This is a genomic window from Paenibacillus sp. Dod16, from assembly GCF_049893405.1.
GTDB lineage: Bacteria > Bacillota > Bacilli > Paenibacillales > Paenibacillaceae > Paenibacillus_AQ.
Map to the genome: position 1 here is coordinate 199,782 of NZ_JBNDYG010000001.1, position 23,293 is coordinate 223,074.

17 protein-coding genes are annotated in these 23,293 nt (G+C 46.8%); all 17 read left to right on the forward strand.

Annotation, left to right across the window (positions count from 1 at the left end; translation table 11 throughout):
• Positions 1-2 precede the first annotated feature (2 nt).
• The 17 genes from ACPV3A_RS00865 to ACPV3A_RS00945 all read left to right on the forward strand — a co-directional run bounded on the left by ACPV3A_RS00865 (position 3) and on the right by ACPV3A_RS00945 (position 23,292).
• Complete coding sequence (locus ACPV3A_RS00865; protein ID WP_071219818.1) at positions 3-761, forward strand: WecB/TagA/CpsF family glycosyltransferase; 759 nt, start codon at positions 3-5, stop codon at positions 759-761.
• 114 nt (positions 762-875) lie between these two features.
• Positions 876-2,000, forward strand: coding sequence for a glycosyltransferase family 4 protein (locus ACPV3A_RS00870; protein WP_426197892.1), 1,125 nt, complete (start codon positions 876-878; stop codon positions 1,998-2,000).
• A gap of 217 nt (positions 2,001-2,217) precedes the next feature.
• Positions 2,218-5,856 (forward strand): S-layer homology domain-containing protein, encoded by a 3,639-nt coding sequence (locus tag ACPV3A_RS00875; RefSeq protein ID WP_426197893.1) that lies wholly within the window; start codon positions 2,218-2,220, stop codon positions 5,854-5,856.
• Between the two features lie 250 nt (positions 5,857-6,106).
• Entirely contained in the window at positions 6,107-6,451 is a 345-nt protein-coding gene (locus tag ACPV3A_RS00880) for a hypothetical protein (protein ID WP_071219815.1), read from the forward strand.
• A gap of 368 nt (positions 6,452-6,819) precedes the next feature.
• Complete coding sequence (locus ACPV3A_RS00885; protein ID WP_426197894.1) at positions 6,820-10,056, forward strand: S-layer protein; 3,237 nt, start codon at positions 6,820-6,822, stop codon at positions 10,054-10,056.
• Positions 10,057-10,239: 183 nt separating this feature from the next.
• Positions 10,240-10,749: a hypothetical protein gene (locus ACPV3A_RS00890; protein ID WP_426197895.1), complete on the forward strand. Its 510-nt coding sequence runs from the start codon at positions 10,240-10,242 to the stop codon at positions 10,747-10,749.
• Between the two features lie 183 nt (positions 10,750-10,932).
• On the forward strand, positions 10,933-11,220 hold the full coding sequence (locus ACPV3A_RS00895) for a small, acid-soluble spore protein, alpha/beta type (RefSeq protein ID WP_426197896.1): 288 nt from the start codon (positions 10,933-10,935) through the stop codon (positions 11,218-11,220).
• 222 nt (positions 11,221-11,442) lie between these two features.
• On the forward strand, positions 11,443-12,648 hold the full coding sequence (gene metK, locus ACPV3A_RS00900; RefSeq protein ID WP_100540938.1) for a methionine adenosyltransferase: 1,206 nt from the start codon (positions 11,443-11,445) through the stop codon (positions 12,646-12,648).
• 452 nt (positions 12,649-13,100) lie between these two features.
• A complete protein-coding gene (locus ACPV3A_RS00905) occupies positions 13,101-15,803 on the forward strand; it encodes a phosphodiester glycosidase family protein (RefSeq protein WP_426197897.1) in 2,703 nt (900 codons plus the stop codon).
• Between the two features lie 45 nt (positions 15,804-15,848).
• The gene (locus ACPV3A_RS00910) at positions 15,849-17,003 is read left to right on the forward strand and encodes a sensor histidine kinase (protein ID WP_113061599.1); all 1,155 of its coding nucleotides are present in this window, start codon (positions 15,849-15,851) and stop codon (positions 17,001-17,003) included.
• 4 nt (positions 17,004-17,007) lie between these two features.
• Positions 17,008-17,730 carry a response regulator gene (locus tag ACPV3A_RS00915; RefSeq protein ID WP_071219809.1) on the forward strand — a complete coding sequence of 241 codons (723 nt, stop codon included), beginning with the start codon at positions 17,008-17,010 and terminating at the stop codon, positions 17,728-17,730.
• A 403-nt stretch (positions 17,731-18,133) separates the two neighbouring features.
• Positions 18,134-18,556 (forward strand): hypothetical protein, encoded by a 423-nt coding sequence (locus ACPV3A_RS00920; RefSeq protein ID WP_339295034.1) that lies wholly within the window; start codon positions 18,134-18,136, stop codon positions 18,554-18,556.
• Between the two features lie 357 nt (positions 18,557-18,913).
• Positions 18,914-20,815 (forward strand): helicase-related protein, encoded by a 1,902-nt coding sequence (locus ACPV3A_RS00925; protein ID WP_426197898.1) that lies wholly within the window; start codon positions 18,914-18,916, stop codon positions 20,813-20,815.
• A 628-nt stretch (positions 20,816-21,443) separates the two neighbouring features.
• Positions 21,444-21,887: a ComF family protein gene (locus tag ACPV3A_RS00930; protein WP_339220320.1), complete on the forward strand. Its 444-nt coding sequence runs from the start codon at positions 21,444-21,446 to the stop codon at positions 21,885-21,887.
• Between the two features lie 113 nt (positions 21,888-22,000).
• Positions 22,001-22,411, forward strand: a complete 411-nt coding sequence (locus ACPV3A_RS00935; protein WP_339220319.1) for a TIGR03826 family flagellar region protein — start codon at positions 22,001-22,003, stop codon at positions 22,409-22,411.
• An 87-nt stretch (positions 22,412-22,498) separates the two neighbouring features.
• Positions 22,499-22,795 (forward strand): flagellar biosynthesis anti-sigma factor FlgM, encoded by a 297-nt coding sequence (flgM, locus tag ACPV3A_RS00940; RefSeq protein ID WP_326120435.1) that lies wholly within the window; start codon positions 22,499-22,501, stop codon positions 22,793-22,795.
• On the forward strand, positions 22,792-23,292 hold the full coding sequence (locus ACPV3A_RS00945) for a flagellar protein FlgN (protein WP_260069447.1): 501 nt from the start codon (positions 22,792-22,794) through the stop codon (positions 23,290-23,292). The genes flgM and ACPV3A_RS00945 overlap by 4 nt, the downstream gene beginning before the upstream one ends.
• Position 23,293: the final 1 nt, after the last annotated feature.

The following is a 23,293-nucleotide window of genomic DNA, read 5'->3' on the forward strand; positions in this document are numbered from 1 at the left end:
ACATGAAACAGACCTATCCATTTCCTACCGTATCGGTGTTCGAGATTCCTTTTTCCAAGCTTAGTATGAAAGATACGGTGAAATTCCTGACCGAGGCTGTTCAGTCAAGGCAGCCCCACCATGTCATAACGGCGAATCCGATCATGGTGATGACGGCCGTCAACCAACCGGAATATAAACAGATGATGCAAAGTGCCGAAATTATCGTTCCGGATGGGACGGGGATCGTCTGGGCCGCCAGTGTGGGCGGCGAACCGCTGGAGGGGCGCGTCACCGGCTTTGAGCTGTTACATGAATTGTTGAAGGTCGGGGAAACCTATAGATGGAAGTTCTTTCTGCTGGGAACCACTGCCGAAGTGATTCAGGAAGCTGCCGAAAGGTTACAAATGCAATATCCGGCTGCGATTATATGCGGCTACCGGGACGGTTTTTTTGGACCTGATGAAGATGCTGCCGTCATTGAGCAGATTCGGGCAGCTTCACCGGATATTTTGTTTGTCGCCCGTGGTGCGGACAACCAAGAGCCTTGGATTGCGCAGCATAAACAAGCGCTTCAAGTTCCGGTTGTTATGGGAGTCGGGGGATCTTTCGATATTATCTCCGGCAAACTGAAGCGGGCGCCGAAAGTATTCCAAAAGCTTCGTCTCGAATGGTTTTATCGCCTTCTGAAGGAGCCCACCCGTTACAAAAGAATGCTTGCGCTGCCGAAATTCGTAGTGAAAGTGCTGCGCGAGAAAGAAAACGTAACGAAATCGAGCTAAATGGCTCATTTCAGTGGGGGAAATCCGGGATTTCACCGGAAATTGGTATTGGTTTTTGGACCCGAAGGGAGTATAATTCAACCGGTAGACTTTTATTGGGGGTCGAATGATTACATGTTAATGATATACATCATCGGGTTTATCGTATCGCTGACGCTCGCCCTGCTCTTAACGCCGCTTGTGAAGAAGTTTGCGGTTAAGATTGGTGCCGTTGACGTTCCTAATGCCCGCAAGGTTCATACCCGGATCATGCCCCGACTCGGGGGACTCGGCATTTATCTGGCTTTTATTCTTGGACTGATTGCAGTTCTTCCTTTTCTTCCGGATAGCCTGTCGCCTCGGGATGCCAACTTTATGAAGGCATTTCTGATCGGCGGTTCCATGATCGTATTGATCGGAGCCTTGGATGATCGATTTGAACTTTCGGCCAAAGTGAAGTTTCTGGCTCAAATTGCAGCTGCTTGCGTAGTTGTATTCGGATTTAATATTACCGTGGACTTTGTAAATATACCGTTCCAGGATCGGTACTCCATGCTGGAGAGCTGGGTATCGATTCCACTGACCATCTTCTGGATTGTCGGCGTAACCAACGCGATTAATCTCATTGACGGACTGGATGGACTTGCAGCCGGTGTTTCCGGCATTGCGATCGGCACGATTCTGGTCATGGCCGTCTTGATGGGCAACACCACCGTTGCCTTGCTATGCCTGCTGCTGCTCGGCAGCATTATCGGGTTCCTGTTCTTCAACTTCCATCCGGCCAAGATTTTCATGGGGGATACGGGCTCGTTATTCCTTGGATTTTGTTTGGCCATGCTGTCCTTGCTTGGATTTAAACAGATTGCGATTGTATCCTTCATTACGCCGCTGATTATTATCGGTGTTCCGTTGTCTGATACGTTTTTCGCTATCATCCGTCGTAAAATCCAGAAGAAACCGATCTTCGCTCCGGACAAGGGACATCTGCATCATTGTCTGCGCGAGCTTGGATTCAGTCACCGTCAGACGGTGTTGATTATTTACGTGATTGCCGCCTTTTTCGGCGTACTGGCCGTCATTCAATCTTCGGCTGCCATGTATGAAGCCAACTGGGTCACCTTCGTCGTGATCTGCGTCATGATGTGTTTCATGCAGATCGGTGCGGAAGTTATCGGACTGGTCGGCAAGACCAAACGGCCGATTCTGGGTCTGATCAATCGGATGCGAATGAAGGCAAATCCCGAAAGCCGCACGAAGTAGAACTTATTTTTTTTCATGATGTGTCCGGATCGGACATGCCAGCCTCACCCAAAAAGGGTGAGGCTTTTTTGTGGTTTTTTCTAAATAATAGGACACTCGCTTCCGATATATGAACTATGCGCTAGAATCAATCTGTCAGTGAAAGCGAGGGGACCCAGTGAACGACGTAACACCCAAAACGGACGCCAACGTCCGAATGATCAAGGAGGCACAACCGTTGAAGAAAAATTTCCGTACAATAGCAAGCCTGTTATTGGCCATTGCTATGTTCTTTTCCCTAATTCCGGCATTACCGGCTTCTGCTGCAAATGGAGCCTTGTATTTTCACTTTTCCAATCTAAGTACGGATCCGAACTCCCCAACACCGGAGAACCGGAATTCCATTACGGTTTCAGGTACCTACAACGGCATTAATCCGAATACCATCTCGTATGAGATTAAACGCTTCGATGACACGACCACGGGCGGAACAGGTGTCAAGCCGATTCTGGACGAAGCAGCAAACACATTCCAGTTCCTGAATGTCCAATTGAATCAGGGCGTTAACAAAATCATCGTGTCGGGTATGAGCACGCAAGGTCAGCAGATGAGTGCCACAGCTTATGTCAAGTTCTCCGATGTACCGGCTGTTTATGAAGTAGCGCTCAGCGATGGACGTGTGCTGGAAGAGAATGCTTCCAAGCCGGTTGTTGTTACCACGCAGACCGTTAGTATCTCGGTAAAAGCAACCAATGGCTCAAAAGGCGTGACGGTTAACGGCATGGCCATGTATCCGGGCGGTGGCGATACGTTTTACTCCGCAGGGATCCAATTGCAGAAGGGTGTCAACGATCTGGTGATCGTGGTTAACTCGGAATCGAAAACCCAGACCATCAATAGACAGGTTGTCTATCATCCGACAGGCTCCTTGACGGTCAATCAACTGCAGATCGGTAACACCAAGATCGATGGGCAGACCGTTGTAACCGGTAATGTGAACGGCGTCATCTCCGGTTATGTTATCATGGATGCTCCTCCGGCTGGTACGCCAGCGGTGCCGCCAACTCTTGAAGTATCCGTATTTTCGACAGGATCTACGGTGCCAATCATGAGCTCGCAGGCAACCGTAGGTGCAGCAAGCATCCTGGGTAACAGCTTGATGTATCCTTTTACAACTACTGGCTCAGTTAGCATCACACAGAGCGGGGAGTATTTTGTTTACACTAAGGACACTACCACTGGTTTCGACGTGAAAAATCCTTTTACTTATCGTGATGTCAATGCGCCTACAATCAAGCAGGTGTATCAACTATACGGTGTAACAGAGAGCGGGGGAACGGTATCGGCTACCTCCCAGTCCATTTTTCCAAGCGGTAACGATACGGTTCTGAACGAATTGCCGATCTACTTAATGGTGGAACAAGTGAACGCAGGTGATGTTGAGATTGAATCGAGCAAGGGCGGCGGCACGATTGCCCAGAAACTTACCTATAATGGTAACACGGTTTTCAAAATCACGAATTTGCCTTCAGGACAACAAAATCTGATCATCAAGGTCAGCAATGCATCAGGTGTCTCCGATACGAAGGTGATCCCGGTAACGTTCCTGTCCTCCACTTATATTGATATTTATCATTTGTATAACAATCAGGTGTTTAAGAATAGTACAGATTTCAATCAAGTAACCGGTCGGATTGTGAACTACACGGGAACATCAGGACTTACGATTTCCCTGAATGGTAATACTCGCGATTTGACAGTGAACGGAAACGGCGAGTTCAGCTTTTCTGATGCTGCATTTCTGCAGCTGATTCCAGGTCCGAATACGTTGGTGGTCGCTGACAAGAGCGGGAAAATCTCGACGAAGCTAACTCTGCTCTATTTTAGCGATACGCGTTCGGTAATCAAAAACATGATTCCATTCCCGGTTGGTTCCGCAACAGAATCCGATCCAGATGGATTGTTCAGAGAAACGGCCGAGAACGCCTATAACACATATGAAAAGGCTCTGGGTCTTCGCTTTGAGGTGGAATACACAGATGAGATTACGGTGAACCTTAGTCATCCTACGCCATCCATCTTTGCAGTCTTTACCAAAGACAACACAGGAACTTGGACGCTCTCTGGCGGTGCACTGAAGACGCAATTGGATGCCATTAATCAAGCGGATCACAGCCTGTACTATTCGATTGTCAATGGAGCCAACTCCAGCTCTGCCCGCGTTGTGTTTAAAGAGCTAGCACTTCCTGAGGTAGGATTGCAGGCAATCAGCATCGGTTCGCGTTATCAGTCGGTTACCACAACGGATACCATTGAGATTACGCGTGAGCGTGCGCCTTACGAAGTCCTTTCTCCTAGGCTTCCTAACGAAGGTGTTCTGAAACAGAACTTTGTAGAGGTAAGCATCAAGGCTGAAGGCGCGGACTCCATTCTGATTGGCAAAACGCCAATGGTAAAATCCGAGATCAGCGACATATTCCGTCTTGAAGTCAAGAACCTGAAAAATGGCAAAAACACCATCAAGTTTACGATCGAACAAGGCACCAAAAAGACAAGCGGGCAATTCGTTGTAACGTACACGGATGATGCAACCGAAGGCTCTCAGTTTAAAACGAATATTTCGAAGTCAGGTAAGGTTAAAGTATTCAAGGGTGATTTGTCCCTGTCCTTGCCGAAAGGCACGGTGCTTCAACAGGCTAAATCAAGTCCGAATGCAGAAGTGCCTACGATCAATCTGCTTGGTGAGCATGACATCCTGTTTGGTATTGCCAACCAGATCGATGGGCGGACCGTTAAGGCTTACAATCGAATTGGTGAAATCGAGAACGGTGTAGAAATGGATGGACGTTTGTCCCTCATTCCAGGGGATAACAACAATGCGTTCCGTTTCACTCCGGCAGCCCATTACGGCTATTCATCACCTCTTTACTGGCTGGATGCGGGTTCGCTTAATGCATACAGCAGTAACATTGAGGACTTTAACGTAAAGGCAGCAGCTCATCCTTACGCAAAAGGAAACGAATTTCATCAACGCTTGATTCCGCAGAACTGGATGGAATTGTCCCAAAAAGGTACGATAACCTTGAAATATGATTCCGCACTGGTGAACTCAGCTTCCAGCAACCTGGGCATTTGGTGGTATAACCCTTCCCAAGGAACGTGGATCAACATCGGCGGGAAAGTAGACGCCAAGAAGAAAACTGTTACGGCACCATTTAAGGGATTTGGGTATTACGCAGTTAAATCCTTGCGTTATAGCTACTCCGATGCGATTTCGCATAAGACTGCCCGTAACGATATTGAATTGATGCTGGCAAGAGGATACATGAAGGCATCCAAGACGGATGCATTCGGCGTGTATGATCCAATGACTCGCGGTGAATTAGCTACTATTATAGTGAAGCTGCTCGATATTCCGTTGGATTATGATACCGATAAGAACAAGCTGACGTTTGATGACATCTATCAAGAAAGTGTAGTCAACAGCATGCAGTGGGATTACCGTTACATTGAGACAGCGGCCAGAAAAGGGATCATTCGCGGCATAGCGCCTCGAAGCTTTGCTCCTAATATGGAACTGACTCGCGAAGAAGCGGCCAACATGATTGCACGCGCATTGAACCTGAAGATGGGTGAAATCGAAAAAGATAAAGCAGCACTTCAGAAGCAGTTCGAAGATGTAGGCAAAATCAAATCGAATTATTCTTACCCAGCCATTCTTGCTGTAAGTAAGGCCGGTATCATCACTGGTGTTGCGAATAGCTTGAAAGAAGGCGAGAAGAAACCAACGTATAACTTCAATCCGGATGCCGTGCTGAATCGTGCAGATACGGCGACGATCGTGAAACGCATGATGGGCAAACTCAAAATGCTGTAGGCCATATAAATAAGAAGAAACTGTAGGGAAAAGGAACGAGAGCAGATGCCCAATTTCTATTGGCAGTGCTCTCGTTTTTTCATGCGCGGTTTTTAATGGATAAGGTTATTTATGGCATAATTAGCAAGATCTTATGGGTGTTATCAGAGGCCAGGAAACCGTTTACCAATATCTATTGTTTTGTAATTTCATGTAGAATACGCTACAATAGCGGAAGCACATACTATTTTTAGAGGGTGAAGATGAATTTATGAAGCCGATATTATCAAAAGCGCAGCTCGACTACATGAAGGCGAAGACCAAGTTCGAGGAAAAGGCCAAAGTGATGGAGAAGAAGATTGAGCTGGCTCGTGCCGCTCATGATGAGATAACTCAGGAAGTCATGGAGGGACTCGTTGTTGAGACAGGCTTTCATGATTCATTTAACGAAATGACAGCGGCAGAGAATGCGTTGATCCAGTGGTCTCATACAACAATAAAACATGACAAAACATATCGTACGAATAAAGCGGAAATTGATCTGATGTACGAAACACTGCATAGCAATCCGGAGATGCGTGCACGCATTATCCAGCTTGCTATGAAGATTCGCTAGGATTCTACAAAGGGCGCCCATAGGGCGTCTTTTTTTGTTGTCGCAATATGTAATGAACCCAATGTTATGCGAATCTAAAATGATTTCGAAAATATTTTTAAAAAAACTTTGCAACAACCGCAACTTTTCGAGAAATCAAACGTTTATAATGTAGAACCCAATGAGCAACCCAAGATTATCCGAAACAAGAAACTTGTCTATTAATTAGAAAAATGTTCTTTACGGAGTATGGGACTCGTTGTATAATACCTAGGTAGGATTAGGAATCTATTCTAGTTTGTAGTGTTCTCTCGTTAACAAGATTCTGTGATATCGTCACAGACATCATTTATGATTTATGCTCAACTCGGGAAAGGAGGTGCAGGACAATGAGTGATAAGAGCTACCAAATTAAAGAAAACAATCAAGTGATGATTCAAGGAGGAGAAAAAAAGGTTATGAAGAAAATTTTATCCGTAGCACTGTCTACAGCAATGGCATTCTCCATGTTTGCTTCTGTTGCATTCGGTGACGATGCGCTTAACACACAACAGAAATTTGATGTACTGAAAGAAAAAGGTATCTTCACTGGCTATCCAGATGGAACTGCTGGTCTTGACAAAGAAATGACTCGCGCTGAGTTCGCGAAAGTTTTGGTAGGCATCATGGGTCTTGAGCCAATCCAAGGCAAAGCGTCTTTCAAAGACAAAAACTACAAAGCTGACAAATGGCCAGCTCCTTATGTAGAAGCAGTATACGCTGCAGGCATCATGGAAGGTAAAAACACAACGAAAATGATCTTCGACTTCAACGGTAAAATCACCGTTCAAGAAATGGCGAAGGTTCTCGTTACTGCTCAAAAGCTGGAAGTTCCAACAGAAACGAACAACAACGCTTCTGACTGGGCTAAAGGTTATGTTCAAGCAGCAATCAACGCAGGTTTGGTAGATGCTAAAACAAACCCTAAAGCTAACGCTTCCCGTTCCCAATTGGTTGAAGTTGCTTACACAATCTACTTGTCTCAACAAAAACCAAAAGTGGTTTCTTATGATGTAACTGAGAGCGGTAAAGTTGTAACTTTCAAACTTGCTAACAACGAAAGCGTGAAAGTTGAACTGGAAACTCCTCTGAAAGCTAACACTGCAACTGAAGTGAAATTCACACATAACAACTACGAGTACACTGAAAGTGTAACTTGGGTAGTAACATCTGCTACTAAAGTTGAATCCGCAACTTCCACTAACTTGAAAGAAGTTGACGTTGTATTCGACGGTAAAGTTGACAAAGCGTCTGCTACAGACAAAAACAACTATGTCATCGATTCTAACGCTAAAGGAATCAAATCCATTACTGTATTGGAAGATGGCAAAACTGCACGCATCCTGTTGAACGAATCCAGCAAATTCGTACAAGGAACAACATACAAAATTGTTGTGAAGAATGTTAAAGGCGATCAAGGCGCTACAATCCCACAAGGTGAAGTGTCCTTCTCATCGTCCGACAACACACTGCCAACAGTTTCTGAAGTAAAAGCTCTTGGAACTAAAGTTATTAAGGTAACTTTCTCCGAGCCTGTTATCGCTCCATCCAGCAGCAACTTCCAATTGGATGACAAAGCGTTTACTGGTTCCGTAACGCAAGGTGCAAACCAAAGAGAAGTTATCTTGAGAGACTACACAGGTGGGATTTCCGTCGGTGCTCACAAATTGACAACTTCCCTGGTTGAAGACTATGCAGGTTTGAAATCTTTGGCTGACACTAAAGAATTCACAGTTGCAGTTGATACTGAAGGTCCGAAGGTTACTGAAATTTCCGCTACTCTGGAAAAAGTAACAGTAACATTCGATGAAGAAATCGATCCGGCTTCTGTAACAGAAGATAGCTTCTACTGGAAGTCTGGCGACAGCAAGAAAAAAGGTAAAGCAACTCAAATCGCAGCAAACGTTTATGAAGTTGATTTCACTGCTAACCGTTTGCCAGGATACGAAACTAACCTGTTCGTTGAGGTTAAAGACTACTCCGGCAACGCGAACCCTGTGAAAGAACATAAAGTAACAGCAAGTATTGACTTGGTTCAACCTCGTGTACTTGAAACTACATTCGGTAATGACAGAGCAAATACATTGACAGTTCGTTTTGACAAAGCAGTAGATGCTGCTGACAAAAAGTACTTCACTGTTAAAAAAGGTAGCGACGTTATTCCTGTGAACAATGTAGTAGCTGCTGATGCATCGAACAAAATCTTCTACGTTAGCTTCTTCAGTACTCTTGAAGGTACTTACGATCTGAAGGTTAAAGATGTAAAAGACAGAACAGCATTGCAAAACACTATGGTTGAGTACGATGGTACATTTGTAGCGGCTGATGTTACTAACCCAGACGTTTCTAATGTGGATTACAACGATTCAACTCGTAAATTAGCATTGCATTTCGGAAGAGAAATGGATGTTTCGACTCTTCAAAACAAAGGCAGCTACTATATCGATTTCCAAAAGAACGGTGCTAGCACACAAAGAATTGCTATCCCGGCTGAGGTTAGAGTGGATGTAGTAAATGGTGCTAAATCCGTAGTGCTTCAGTTCCCAGAGTTCATTAACGGAACTAAAGTTTCGTTTGGAACGAACGGATCCGTTAAAGGAGTCCATGCAATTGGTCTTAAATCCAAAACAGGTCAATCGGTTTCCTGGACTAGCGCGGGCTTAGGAGAGGCAAAACAAAGCAAACTCGAATGGACAAAAGCTGTTCAAAAGGATGCTAAAACTTTTGAGCTTGAGTTCAATCAAGTAATTGCTTATGCTAGCGCTAGTGATTTCACTGTTAATGGTACTTACCCATCAGAAGTGAAAATTGATGGAGCTAAAGTAACATTGAAAACAAGCAATGAGCATTTAAATGGTGGAACAATCACTTTGTTTGCTAACAACTCCATCGAAACTTATTCCAACAACAGACTTAACCTTAACGGTAATGCTGTGATGAACATTCAAAACACTGTAGCGCCTAAAGCTACTGGTGTTACTAAGAGAGAAGGCGCGTCGTTTACTGTTACTTTCTCTACTTATGTAGATTCCCAAAACGGTAACGTTGCTGATCTGAGAAATGACTTCATTCTTAAAGATCTTTCCAAGAATAATACTCCAGTTATCCCTGCAACTGACTATACTACTTCCTTCAGTGCTGATGGAAAGGGTAATGTTGTAGTGACACTGACAAACGCTGAGCTGCTTAAAGCAAATCCTCCGATCTCTGTACAAGTTCGTAAGGATGCTCAGTATATGGTAGCAAGAGGTACAGATGTTAAAGCCGTTGAATCCGATGTATTTACTGTCGCGGCTCCTACTGCACCAGCTGTTGAGCCAGTAAACGTTACAACAACAACTTACGATACAGCGACTTCTACTCTGACTGTTAATGTAGATAAGACTCTAAAAAGCATCGTTAACGGTAAAGTATCGATTGCTACTAATAAAGGAACAACTCTTTATGATGCCGAATTGGCTGCTAACGGAAATTCCTTTAAAGTAGTAGTTGGTAAAGAAGATACTATTAATGGTGGAACGCTGACTGCTAGCGTTGTTCTGGCAAATGATACAACAGTTGATTTGAAAGGTACTATTAAGTACTAATCGACCAACTAAAAATAAAGCTTACCTTCTAAGCTTTGACACACCGGAGAACTTAATGTTCTCCGGTGTGTTTTTTAATTATCCTAAGAAAACAATCCTTAGTTTACTTATAGTAGGGTTGTTCAGTTTGAGTGTTTTCTTTATAGTTAAATAGTAAAGATAATTTTAGGAGGAACAGTTTACATGAAACCTTATTTGAAGGTTGGCTTGGCGGCGCTGACGATTGGAGCTGGCATATGGATCGGTGCAACCTACAACAACACCGCAACCGGCGCAGGGACCACCCCAGGTACCACTGACGACCCGGTCGTCACCAAAAGCTACGTAGACCAACAAATTCAGCAAGCGCTGAATGGTGGCGGTGAAGGGCCTACGAACCCAACAACTCCTACAAATCCAACTCAGCCTTCCCAAGGTACAGATGAAGTTAAGAACGTTGCGCTGAAGCCTGGTAAGATTCTAATTGCCGATGCTGGAACGGAGTTCATTGTTCGTTCAGGAAATGCTGTGATCTACACAGAAGTCGCTAGCGGCGTTGCCGACCTTACGGACGGCAAAGACCTGTTAAATGGTGAAACGGCGCCTAAGAACCATCTGCTTTCCTTCCCGCGTGAAGGTCGCGGTATCCAGGTGAAAGAAGGGCAGACAAGCAATCTGATTGTCATGGTACGTGGCGGTTACACCATTAAATAGAATCAGTTTGCGTTAGACACCTGCAAAATGTTGCTCCATCCTGCCGAGAGGCATGGCAGATAACCTCTGTCCGGCATAATCCTCTTATAATTATTGCCAGTAGTGACAACGTTTTATACGTGTGAGTGCTTTGAAATCAACAAATAATACTTCTGTAAAAACCAATACAGGAGGTGTATTTTCATGGCACGAAGCAGTCGTAACCGTCAAGTGGTACCGGAGAGTCGTGAAATGCTGAAGCAAATGAAATACGAAATTGCAGCAGAGTTTGGATTACCCGTGGGATATGGTAGCGGTTCCAATGGAGCCGATACGGAATTCGGCTCTGAGTTAGGAGTCATCGGTGGTGGATCTTCCAGCCGTCGTCCCGGATGGGGACATCTGACATCCCGTGAGAACGGATCGGTTGGTGGGGAGATCACCAAACGTTTAGTTCGAAACGCTGAACAAAGTCTCTTCGGCGGACTGTAGTCGTTTTCATTTACAAGTGGGACTAATTCTTGAATACACAATTGAAAAAGCAAAGAAAATCCTTGAAAAACAGCTTACTTACTGGATTGACACCTGGTAACAAATAAGTTAATATGCATGTTGAGGATTGTACATTTCAAACCTTTTCCGACAGGAAAAGGTTCATTTTTTGTGTAGGACCTCTTGATATATCACATACTATTCATATGGGAGGTTGATCTCATGTCTTTAACAGGGCGACGTTTATTTACATCTGAGTCCGTAACTGAAGGACATCCGGATAAAATCTGTGACCAGATTTCCGATGCGGTACTCGATGCTTTTTTGGCTAACGATCCGAACGCACGCGTAGCTTGTGAAGTTTCCGTTGCGACCGGTCTTGTTTTGGTCATTGGTGAAATTAGCACTAAATCTGAATACGTGGATATTCCATCCATCGTACGCAATACCGTGAAGGAAATCGGGTATACCCGTGCAAAATACGGTTTTGATTCCAATACATGTGCGGTGTTGACATCGCTGAATGAGCAATCTGCCGATATTGCGCAGGGGGTAAACGCTGCACTGGAGAATCGTGATCCTTCCCAAGTGGACAAGGAAACTGAGAACATTGGTGCTGGCGACCAAGGTCTGATGTTTGGTTTTGCAACGAACGAGACGCCTGAACTGATGCCTCTTCCGATTGCATTGTCTCACCGTATCGCTCGTCGGTTGTCCGAGGTTCGTAAAGACGGTACGCTGGAATACCTGCGTCCGGACGGTAAAACCCAGGTAACGGTTGAGTATGACGGCAATACGCCAGTTCGCGTGGATACGATCGTAGTATCGACTCAACATGCCGAAGAAGCAACGCTGGAGCAAATCCAGAAGGATATTAAAGAACAAGTTATTCTTCCTGTCGTACCGGCTGAATTGCTGGACGCAGAAACTAAATATTTCATTAACCCAACCGGCCGTTTCGTAATCGGTGGACCACAAGGGGACGCTGGTCTGACAGGCCGCAAAATCATCGTGGACACCTATGGCGGCTACGCTCGTCATGGCGGCGGTGCATTTTCCGGTAAGGATCCTACAAAGGTTGACCGTTCCGCTGCTTACGCGGCTCGCTACGTGGCTAAAAACCTGGTTGCTGCAGGACTTGCGGACAAGTGCGAAATTCAATTGGCTTACGCTATTGGTGTCGCTAACCCAGTGTCGATTAGTGTAGATACTTACGGAACAGGTAAAGTGAGCGAAGAGAAACTGGTTGAGCTTGTGCGTAACAACTTCGACCTGCGTCCGGCTGGAATCATTCGCATGCTGGATCTTCGTCGTCCGATCTACAAACAAACCGCTGCTTACGGACATTTTGGACGTACGGATCTGGATCTCCCTTGGGAACGCGTAGACAAAGCGGAAGCCTTGAAAGAACAAGCTGGCGTAAACTAAGGTAATTTTAGGATATGTAACAGATATAAAATTTAGGCATGTGCTGATTTAATTTTTCTTCTGAAAAAAATCGGTGCATGTCTTTTTTGCTTCTTTTTCTAATTATGAGTAGAGATTCAACGCAGCTGAACCAGATAATATGACAAAAATGAAATAATTAAAAGAGCGAATGAACTATCGTGGTTATCAGCATTTTCATTAAATAAATGGAAAAATAGGAATATAATTTATGACAAACTAGTTACTTATACATAATAATATAGTAACATAGGATTGATTTACATGGACTCCTAAAAAATTCCGGTACAAATCTAGCAAGACTTGGTGTACGATACGCGAAAGTGTTTTTTTATAACAAATTCGTAACTTTTCCGCAAAAATGAAGTCTATTAATTAGAGACTTTATATGTTCGGCATCCGTGTTGAACAAGAGATGGGAGAGTTACGATTACATGGTTAGTCAGGGGAAAACACTGAAGTCTACAACATCTGGTGTAGGCAAGAAATGGTTGATTATTACATTGGCAGGAGCCATCTGGGTGGGTCCTGTGTTGGGCAGCGGAATACCAGTGATAGGGAATCTATCAACATCCTCGGTAGCTTATGCGGCATCAACATCGGCTAAGAAGCTTGGTGAGGAAATCATTACTTCCGGTGCGGTTTTAATGAAATATCAGTATATCAACAGTTCTGGCGCAAAATCGCTGGCCAATGTTATTCGGGTGGATTTGAACAACAAGTACGTGAAACTGGATGTCATGACAGGCCAAGGGAATCAATTTACAACGAGACAAAGCACGGGCGGAATGGCTAAGGAGAACGGGGCGGTTGCTGCTATAAACGGTGACTTTTTTAATACCGGCAGCGAAGGGGCTCCGATGGGTGCTCAAGTATCGAACGGTCAGTTGATGTCAACCCCATCGGACCTGAAAGGTATGTATGCTTTTGGAGTAACGAACGATGGAACGCCAATTCTGGATGAGTTTGCATTCTCGGGGAGTATTACAGCTGAAAATGGCGCCTCATTCCCACTCGCGGGGATGAACAAAACCTCTTATGCTCCTGAGGGCACCGGATCAACGTATAGCCATGCGAATTCAGCTTATATCTACACCAGCGCATGGAAGGCTATTGAGCGTCCTAAGAACAGCTCGACAACGCCAACGGAGGTTATGGTAACGGATGGGGTCATCACCGATATTTCAGTAATGGCAGGATTGCCAACAGCGATACCGGAGGGAAGCTACATTTTGCGAACCCATGGGGCTGCGGCAGAGTTCGTGAAACAAAATCTGGCAGTTGGACAGAGACTGAAAGCCGATTATGCTTTAGTTTCCAAAAAATCAGGTAAAGAACTGGACCCATCTACACTCCAAATGATGATTGGCGGCCATACGATTCTGGTGGATAACGGCAAGGCCACTTCATTCTCGCGAAACGTGAATTCGATTGGAGGAAGCAGGGCACGAACAGCCGTAGGTTACTCCAAAGACGGGCGTTACGCTTACCTAATTGCTACGGAGAGCAACGATAACAGCAAAGGCATGACGCTGCAGCAGCTTCAGGATTTTATGACGAAGGTTGGAGTATGGAAGGGAATGAACCTGGACGGCGGAGGATCGACAACGATGGTAAACCGTCCACTTGCCGAGATGAACACGCAGCTGACCTTCAATACGGAATACGGCACCACGCAGCGCAGCATCGTTAACGCACTTGGCGTGTTCTCAACGGCACCTCAGGGCAGCTTGAAGGGCTTAAAAGTAAGCGGAAGCAACACGCTCCTGATCGGCCAGATCGGCACGTATGAACTGAAGGGCTATGATACTTACTATAATCCAATTGAGGCAGGTTCGATTAAACCGACTTGGAAGTCCAGCAACGGCAATTTAGCGGTCAACGGACAAAGTATAAAAGCGACAAAGCCGGGTACCTCAACACTGACGGCAGTAAGCGGCAGCACGAAAGCTACGATGCAAGTCAAAGTGCTGGGCGCGGATGATCTTGTTGCATTGACTACCGGCGTATCAAGCGCACCGCTGCAGGCTGGAACGAGCGTTTCCGTGCCGGTGACGGCCGTAACAGGCAATGGTCAAAGCTTGGAAGTTCCAAGCAGTGCGCTGAAATGGGAGTTTATCGGATTTAAAGGCAGCGTAAAAGACGGCCGCCTGACCGTATCCTCCGTGAACAGCAATACGAAAGTCGGTTATGCCATCGCACGCTATGACGGCTTTAGCACGGTCGTTATTTTATCGGCAGCGGGCGAGAGTACATGGGAGAACTTCGAGAATGTGAATTACCCGGTGAAGTTCACGACCAATGTACCGGCAGTTACCGGGGCTGCAGCGATCAAAAATGGCAGCGGAGCAAAAGCATCATCTAAAGTCTTGAACTTGACCTATGATATGACAGGCGGATTAGGGCAAAAAATGTACGCTTACGCCGAGTTGAATGGCGCAACTGGCAAAGTGATCCCTGCACAGGCAACGGCCATGACCATCGATGTGGAGGGAGATAACAGCCTGAACTGGCTGCGCGCCGAGCTCAAGGACAATAATGGGAAAACCGTGTACGTCGACTTGGCAAAAGCAATTGATTGGAGCGGCTGGAAAACACTGAGCATCGATCTCAGCGGACATAACATTGCATTCCCGGCACAGATGAAGCGGTTGTATGTGGTGAACGTGGAAGAAGGCCAGGATGAGCGTGCATTGACAGGAGCTGTATCTTTTGACGATATCCGCTTTACGATGCCGTCCCTATCCGGGAATGAAGGTCTTCCAACAGGCAAAGCGGTCATGACCATTGGGCAAAAATCGCTTATGCTGAATGGTTCGAAAGTGGCAATTGATTCGGCACCAATCTTGAAGAATGGAACGACTTACGTTCCGATTAAGCATGTGCTCGACGCGTTCGGCGGGCAAGCAACCTGGAACCAATCCGCTCAGCGGGTGGGTGTCCTGAGGGGCGGCATGCTCATGGAACTGACGGTCGGCAAGAAGGAATTCATTCTAAACGGTAAGCGCAGTTCGGCGGCTGTAGCACCTATGGTTCAAGGTGGTAGGACTTTGGTCCCTCTTCGTCTCGTTTCCGAGCAATTAGGCCTTAAAGTAAAATGGGACAAGAACACGAAGACCGTTACGATCGAATCGTGATATGGTATGATATGTATATGAAACGTTAGAAATGGAGTAGAGTGCGTGGATTATCAAGCCGATGCCATCGACCGTGTCATAAAAAATGCCATCAAAGTGATGGAGGACAGCAAATACCAAATGTTCGAAATATTGGAGGCGTCGCGGCAGGAGCTCGCGTCTCTCAATCATGAACTGCAGCGAACATTAAAAGAAACGACGGAAACCTTAGAGAAGGTAGATCAGCTGGAGCTGAACTACCGCCGTTCCCGGATCCGGCTGACCGAGGTCAGCCGGGATTTTGTCCGGTACAAGGAAGAGGACATCAAGCAGGCGTATGAGAAAGCGACGCAGCTTCAGCTTGACCTCATGATCTACCGGGAGAAGGAAATGTATCTGAAGGCAAGACGAGATGAGCTGCAGAAGCGGGTTCGTAATGTCGAGAGCTCCGTGGAGCGTGCGGAATCGATCGGATCTCAGATGGGCGTGGTATTGGAATACTTGTCCGGGGAGCTGGGGCAGGTATCCCGAATCATCGAATCTGCAAAAAACAGACAGGTCATAGGTCTCAAAATTATTTTGGCGCAGGAAGAGGAACGGAAACGCATCTCCAGAGAGATTCATGATGGACCTGCACAATTGCTGGCGAATCTGGTTCTTAGGACGGAAATTGTAGAAAGAATGCTCGCAAAGCAGGAATTTAAGATGGTGCAGGACGAAATAGTAGATTTGAAGGGCCAGGTTCGATCGAGCTTGGAGGAAATGCGAAAAGTCATTTTTAATCTGCGTCCAATGGCACTCGATGATCTAGGATTAATCCCCACACTGCGTAAATACGTGCATGATTATGAAGAGAAATCGAAAATCCGCACGATCTTCGAGACACGGGGAAAAGAGCATCGTCTCTCTTCTGCGATGGAGGCTGCCATCTACCGGTTGGTGCAGGAAGCACTTTCGAATGCTGCAAAACATGCTTACCCGACTTATGTGCTTGTTGAAATCACGTACCAGGCGCAATTGGTCAAAATCGTTGTACAGGACAATGGCCTGGGATTCAATGTCGATTTGCTGGAGCAGAAAAGCAAGGACCACTTTGGGTTAATTGGCATGCGGGAGAGGGTTGAGCTGCTCGAAGGGAGAATGGAGATCGATTCAGCTGAGAATCAAGGAACCAAGATCGTGATTCATATCCCGACGAACGTAGAAAAGAGAAAGGAGTAATCGGATGGAACATTTGGAAAAAGAGAACACGATTATAAAAGTATTATTAGCGGATGACCACCAGCTATTTAGGGAGGGGCTGAAGCGTATACTGAATATGGAGGACGACATTGACGTAATCGGAGAATGCGGCGATGGAATTCAAGTACTTGAGTTCTGTAATGAAGTGAAGCCGGATATCGTGCTGATGGATATCAACATGCCTACCGAAAATGGCGTTCAAGCAACTGAGAAACTACGTGAAATGTTTCCTGAGATCAAAGTTATCATTCTGTCGATTCATGACGACGAGAGTTATGTGTTTGAAACGCTCCGTAAGGGAGCAAACGGTTACCTCCTGAAGGATATGGAAGCCGAGTCACTGATTAATGCGATTCGTTCGGTACATGAGGGATATGCATTTATCCATCCGAAAGTTACGGGCAAGCTTATTCAACAGCTCCGCCGGATGACTTATGTAAACGAAGCAGGCGCTATGGCTGAGAGCGGTTCGCGTGAAGCTGGAGTCAAGTTCGTGGCAGGCGAGAATAACCCATTGACAAGGCGCGAAGCGGAAGTGCTTAGACTAATGGCTGAAGGCAAGAGCAACAAGATGATAGGGGAGTACCTGTTCATTAGTGAAAAAACTGTAAAAAACCACGTCAGCAGCATTTTGCAGAAGATGGAAGTGGACGACCGTACGCAAGCGGTTATCAACTCGATCAAATATGGCTGGGTGACGTTGTAATCGCCGATCCGAATGCACGGACGCGTCTTACATAGGGAGGGAACTGCCAAGGGCGGTTCCTTTTTGTTATGATATGGAGTTTATAAGTTTCCGCTGAAGCTGAACAAACCTTGATAAAGATAAGAAAGTACTTATTCAGCGAGGTCAGCTTTCCGTGAAGGTCATTACATAGTTATTCATCCTAAGATATCAGAAAGTGTAAATTTCGAAGAATGGTCTTTTTGATATCGCAATTAGACATACTTCAAAAGGCAATCTGTCTTCTGTGAAGGTACGCCTCGATAGTTGTTCTCTTATGGTGTTGAGCCGTTCCCATCAAGTTCCGTGTGGGCCCTGGTTTCTTAACTGTCACCGTCCCCTCCTGATCAGCATATATTGTTGATAAGAGAAGGAGGTGAGTCTCATGGTTGCCCAATTGCTGTGGATACTCGCGGTGTACGGGATTGCTGTTGCTCTAATTCATATTATGCATGCCCGTCAACTCAGAAGAGCCGGTGAAGGCACGGGGCGGCGCAGGCATTATGTGCTGATCACGTCCAACCATGAGCGGCAGGTGGAATGGTATTTGAGAGCCCTTTCATGGTATGCCCTGCTGAGCGGGACGCGCGTGCGTGTCACCGTCCTTGATGATCAGTCGTACGATGATACACTGAAGATTGTTCAGAGATTGACTCATTTGTCCGGAATTGAGCTGGTATATGGGACTTGGAGGTCCGATGATTCGGCATCACGGGAAGTAGATGCCGATCCGAATGAAGAAGAAGTGATACGGATCGATCTAAGAAACCCGATGGAGGCTGTTCGAATTCCATATGTACAGGGATAAACATCTGGAAGTTGTTTTGGTTACCAGGTTCGTATTCATATTGTTAAAGGCGTGAAGCACACTCCTAGCGTATGCGAGGGGTGTGTTTTTTGTTTTTCTGGGGAGAGGAGTGGCTTTCCCATATCCAAGCGTGTTTGTTCTTGCTTTGTCTATGGCTGATCCTCGCTGAACCCCCTACACTCAACTCTGATTTTATTCCCTGTAATTGACTGTCTCTCGTAGCGGTACGTGTACCCGACTAGGAGAATTGGGGATAAGGCAGCTAAAAGAAGGAGGTGACAGATTTCAACATAGGGCACCGTGAGAAGGATCTGTTTCATAATGTAATTTATATGTCTCGATATTGGAGTTGATTTCATGCGGATTGCCGTATATGCCATTCGAACATCAGAGAAATGGGAGTGTTATCTCTCGCTGGATATGCGGGTGGATCTTCAATGGTGGTATGGAATGAAAAGATCGACGGATGAGAAAGCCAGCCCACGCTCATTAGTACTGTTATCAATACAAATTCCACTAGGATGGGCCGTTTATATTCAAGAGAGATTTCGATCCAACCATGACATGGATCAGTGGGGGAAATCGGATTGGCAGAAATATTTGTACCAGAGCTTAAGTTGGTTCTTATTACATGAGCCTGAAGGAAGCAGATCGCAATGGAGTGTTTTGTTTAAGGAGATTCAAATGTTGGACGGATCGTATGTAAATTACTCTATCAAAAAAAGGAACGTGGTTGAGGATTGGACATTGTTGATGCAGCAGGCGGAGCTGCTGATTCAGTGTATGGTGGGACGAGCCTTGCTTGCCGGCGAGGTTGAGGCCTTATTGGCGGAGGTCTCCGGGGACACCGGAGACTGGCGCTCCGCGGCCCAGCTCGGCGTCCTGCTGGGCCGCCTGCGGTTGGAAGCGGGGCTGGCACAGCCCGCCCCGCAGGGTGCGCCCGGCTGGCTGCGCCGCCGGGCCACGGCCCCCCGCTGCCGGCGATGCGGCAGCGAGGCCCGAAGCCGCACGGCATGCGCCGCGTGCGGCTCGGCGGCTTGCGCCTATTGCGAGGCCTGCCTCGCGATGGGGCGCAGCCGCGCCTGTGCCCTGCTGCTGCATGGCGCAGCAGGATCGGCCGTGCGGGGCACGGCCGGGGGTTCCCCCACCGCGGCCTTGGGCCGGTGGGGGCTTAGCGCAGCGCAGAGCGCCGCCGCTGGCGCTGCGCTGCGGTTTTTGGCGGAGCCGCCCGCAGGGGGCTCCGCGGGGTCTGCCGCCAGGTTTCTCATCTGGGCGGTGACCGGCGCTGGAAAGACCGAGATGATCTTTCCGCTGCTGCAGTCCATTCTGGATGCGGGTGGGTGCGTGCTGGTTGCCGCGCCAAGACGGGACGTGGTGCTGGAGCTGGCACCACGTTTATCCAAGGCTTTTCCCGCGAAGACGGTAGTCACGTTATATGGGGGAAGTCCGGACAGATGGAAGAGGGGGAGCATCACGCTGGCAACAACGCATCAACTGCTGCGCTTCAAGAGGGCTTTTGACCTGGTGGTGATCGACGAGATTGATGCCTTCCCGTATCATAATGATCCAATGCTGGATTATGCTGCCAAAGGCGCTTGCAAAATAGGAGGGAAGTATATCTACCTATCAGCCACTCCGCCAACGCCATTACAGCGTGAGGCGGCTGCAGGCAGATTGCCACACGCGAAAGTTCCCGCACGCTTCCATGGTCATCCGTTACCCGTTCCTCAGAAGCTGAAAATGTTTTCGGTGAACCGTTGTCTACAAGAAAAAAAGCTTCCCCCACTCCTGATTCGCAGTCTGAGCGCATCTCTTTCCCGTGGTGCTCAAGTGTTCCTGTTCGTTTCCCGGATCAAGCATATTGCTCCGATTCTGGAGCTGCTTCGCAAGGCGATCGCCAACATGCCGATTGAAGGGACTTCATCCATCGATCCGGAACGGGCAAGCAAAGTAATGGCCTTTCGTAACAGGGAGATTCGCTTGCTCGTGACAACGACCATACTCGAGCGCGGGGTAACCGTTCCGAAGAGTGACGTGTTCATTTTGGATGCGGACAGTGAGCTTTTTGACGAAGCTGCATTGATTCAAATGGCTGGCCGCGCGGGCCGATCGAAGAATGACCCGGCGGGACGAGTAGTATTTGGTGCGCCTCAATGGACTCGGAGTCAGAGCTCGGCAGTCCGACAAATCAAAGCGATGAACAGAATTGCCCGTAAGGGAGGGTATTTACGATCTGTTCAGGAACTGGTGAATGACTAGGGGATTGAGTCGAACATGAGTTTGTAGTGGATGTGAATATTGAATCGGGAGTCCTTTAAGTTTCCAACTCTATAGTGAAAAAAATCTACTGAGCTGATATCGGCGGTCCCGCAATAGTGTTGACAATATATTCGCATTGTTGTTTTGTAGTTTTTTGTCCGTTCAGTGATTTTGTTTTTATTCTAGCTCTCTTAGAAAGGAAGGAGCATAATTGATTTCAAACGTCTTTAGCCATCTAATCGGGCATATGCATCGTTTGCTCAAACCGATTGACGAAACCTGTCTCGCTTGTGGAAAAACAGGTTCATTCACTCGGGAACTTCCGGGCATATGCCGAGCCTGTTATCGGAATATCCCCTGGATTATGAAACCTAAATGTTGGCGTTGCGGGAGAGGAATCGGCTGCCCCGACTGTACTCGTTTAGGAATGAACGATCGAAGTTTTGTTTTGAACCGAAGTGCGGTAACCTACGATACACAGATGAGAGCGTGGTTGGCTCAGTACAAATATAGGGGGAATGAACGTTATGCTCCTCTTTTGATAGAGATGATGCTGCGAGCATACGCAATGCTCCATCGGGAAGCAAACATCCATTTGGGCAATAAGGGGTCATGGAAATCTAGTAACATGCCATGGACTGTACATGCTGTCACTTCGGTTCCGGTCAGTGAGGAAAGGCTTCAGGAGAGGGGCTTCAATCAAGCGGAGGTACTTGCACAGGGGCTTGCGCTTCGAATTAAGGTGCCTTATGTACGGATGTTGGAACGTAGACGTCACACGGACAAACAGAGCTTCAAAAACCGGATGGATCGGTTGAAGGATATGGAGGGTGTATTCGGTGCATTGCAGGATGGACCCGATATGCTTTTGTCCATAAGTAATCAGGCAGCAGAGCATACTCGTTCTCAAGTGGGAGCATCTCTGTTCAAAGGACCATTCCGTATACTTTTGATTGATGATATCTATACAACCGGAAGTACGATTAATGCTTGTGCGCAGGTTTTGCGGAGATGCGAATCCCTTATGGAAATGCCCGTCGAGATCTATAGTTTAACCTGGGCTCGTTCGTAAATGATTAAAATAGGAAAAATGTGTGGATTCTGTTACCGAATGATAGACGTATGGCCTAAGATAATGTAATCTAGGGGTATCAAAGGTTCTATGTGGCATGGAGGTTGTTGAGCATGAATCTGGGGAATTGCCCTCGGTGCGGCAAGTTATATACGGTGAATATTCGGGAATTGTGTCCTGAATGCTTGAAAGTGATTGAGAAGGAATACGAGAAATGCGCAACCTTCCTGCGTGAGCAAAAAGGCGCAACCATCCATGAGGTATCTGAGGCTACGGAGGTATCCGTGCGGCAGATTACGAAGTTTATCAAGGAGGGCCGGATCTCGATTGCGAACGCGCCGAACCTGGCGTATCCTTGCGAAGTGTGCGGAACGTTGATTCGCGAGAGCAATATGTGCGAGTCCTGCCGGACGCGATTAACGAGGGAGCTAAGACAGGCGGCTGCTGGCGACCAGGAACATCAGCCTGGGTCCCGCAAAGACAGAGAGACTTACAGTGCAGTCGATAAACTGCGCAAATACTAACTTTTGAACTATTAACAATGTTTCATATCCGGCCGATAAACTTAGTAAAGCTTATCGGTCTTTTATTTTAAGTGAGGTGAATAGGGCGTGAAGATTAACGAATCGGGACGTGTGAACGGCATCAATTCGTATCAACGGAATATTGAATCTCGGGAGATGCAGCATATCGATAAGAGGAAACGCCGTAAGGATGAAGTATCAATCTCCCCGGAGGCGATGGAACTGAGTGCACAGAGTAAAGTACAGGATCCGGAACGCGCGGAGAAAATTCAGCGTTTGAAGGAAGCTGTAACCAACGGCACATATGAAGTGCCAGTTGATCGTTTGGCAGACAAATTGCTCCCGTATTTTCAATCCTACAATAAATCAGGTGAGTCCAAGTGAGTGCTAGGTCCATAATCGAATATATGAAGCGTCAGGATGAGCTGCATCAGCAGCTCATAGAGGCAGGGAAAGATAAAAGGCAAGCCATTCTGGATAATGATGTGGAACGTCTTACAGCGGTCATGACCAAGGAGAACCGCCTGCTGAAGCAGGTGGCGGAAACGGAAGCGCTGCGTCAAGGTGCCGCAGATGATTTTTTGCGTGAGAAGGGCATCCGCTCCCAGCTTCAGCTGACGGTTACTGAAATGACTCGTCTTGTATTTAACCCGGAGGAAAAAACTGAGCTGCAGGATGTGCAGCAGCAATTAATGGACAGGCTCATGGAACTCAAAGAGCTGAATGCGATTAACCGAGAGCTCATTGAGCAATCCCTAGCGTTCATTGATTACAGTTTGAATTTATTAGTTAGTCGTCCGGAGGATGATTTGCTCTATCAGCATCCGAAGCATCAGAATCCTGCCGGCAAGGGCCGAAGCATGTTTGATACCAGGGCATAAG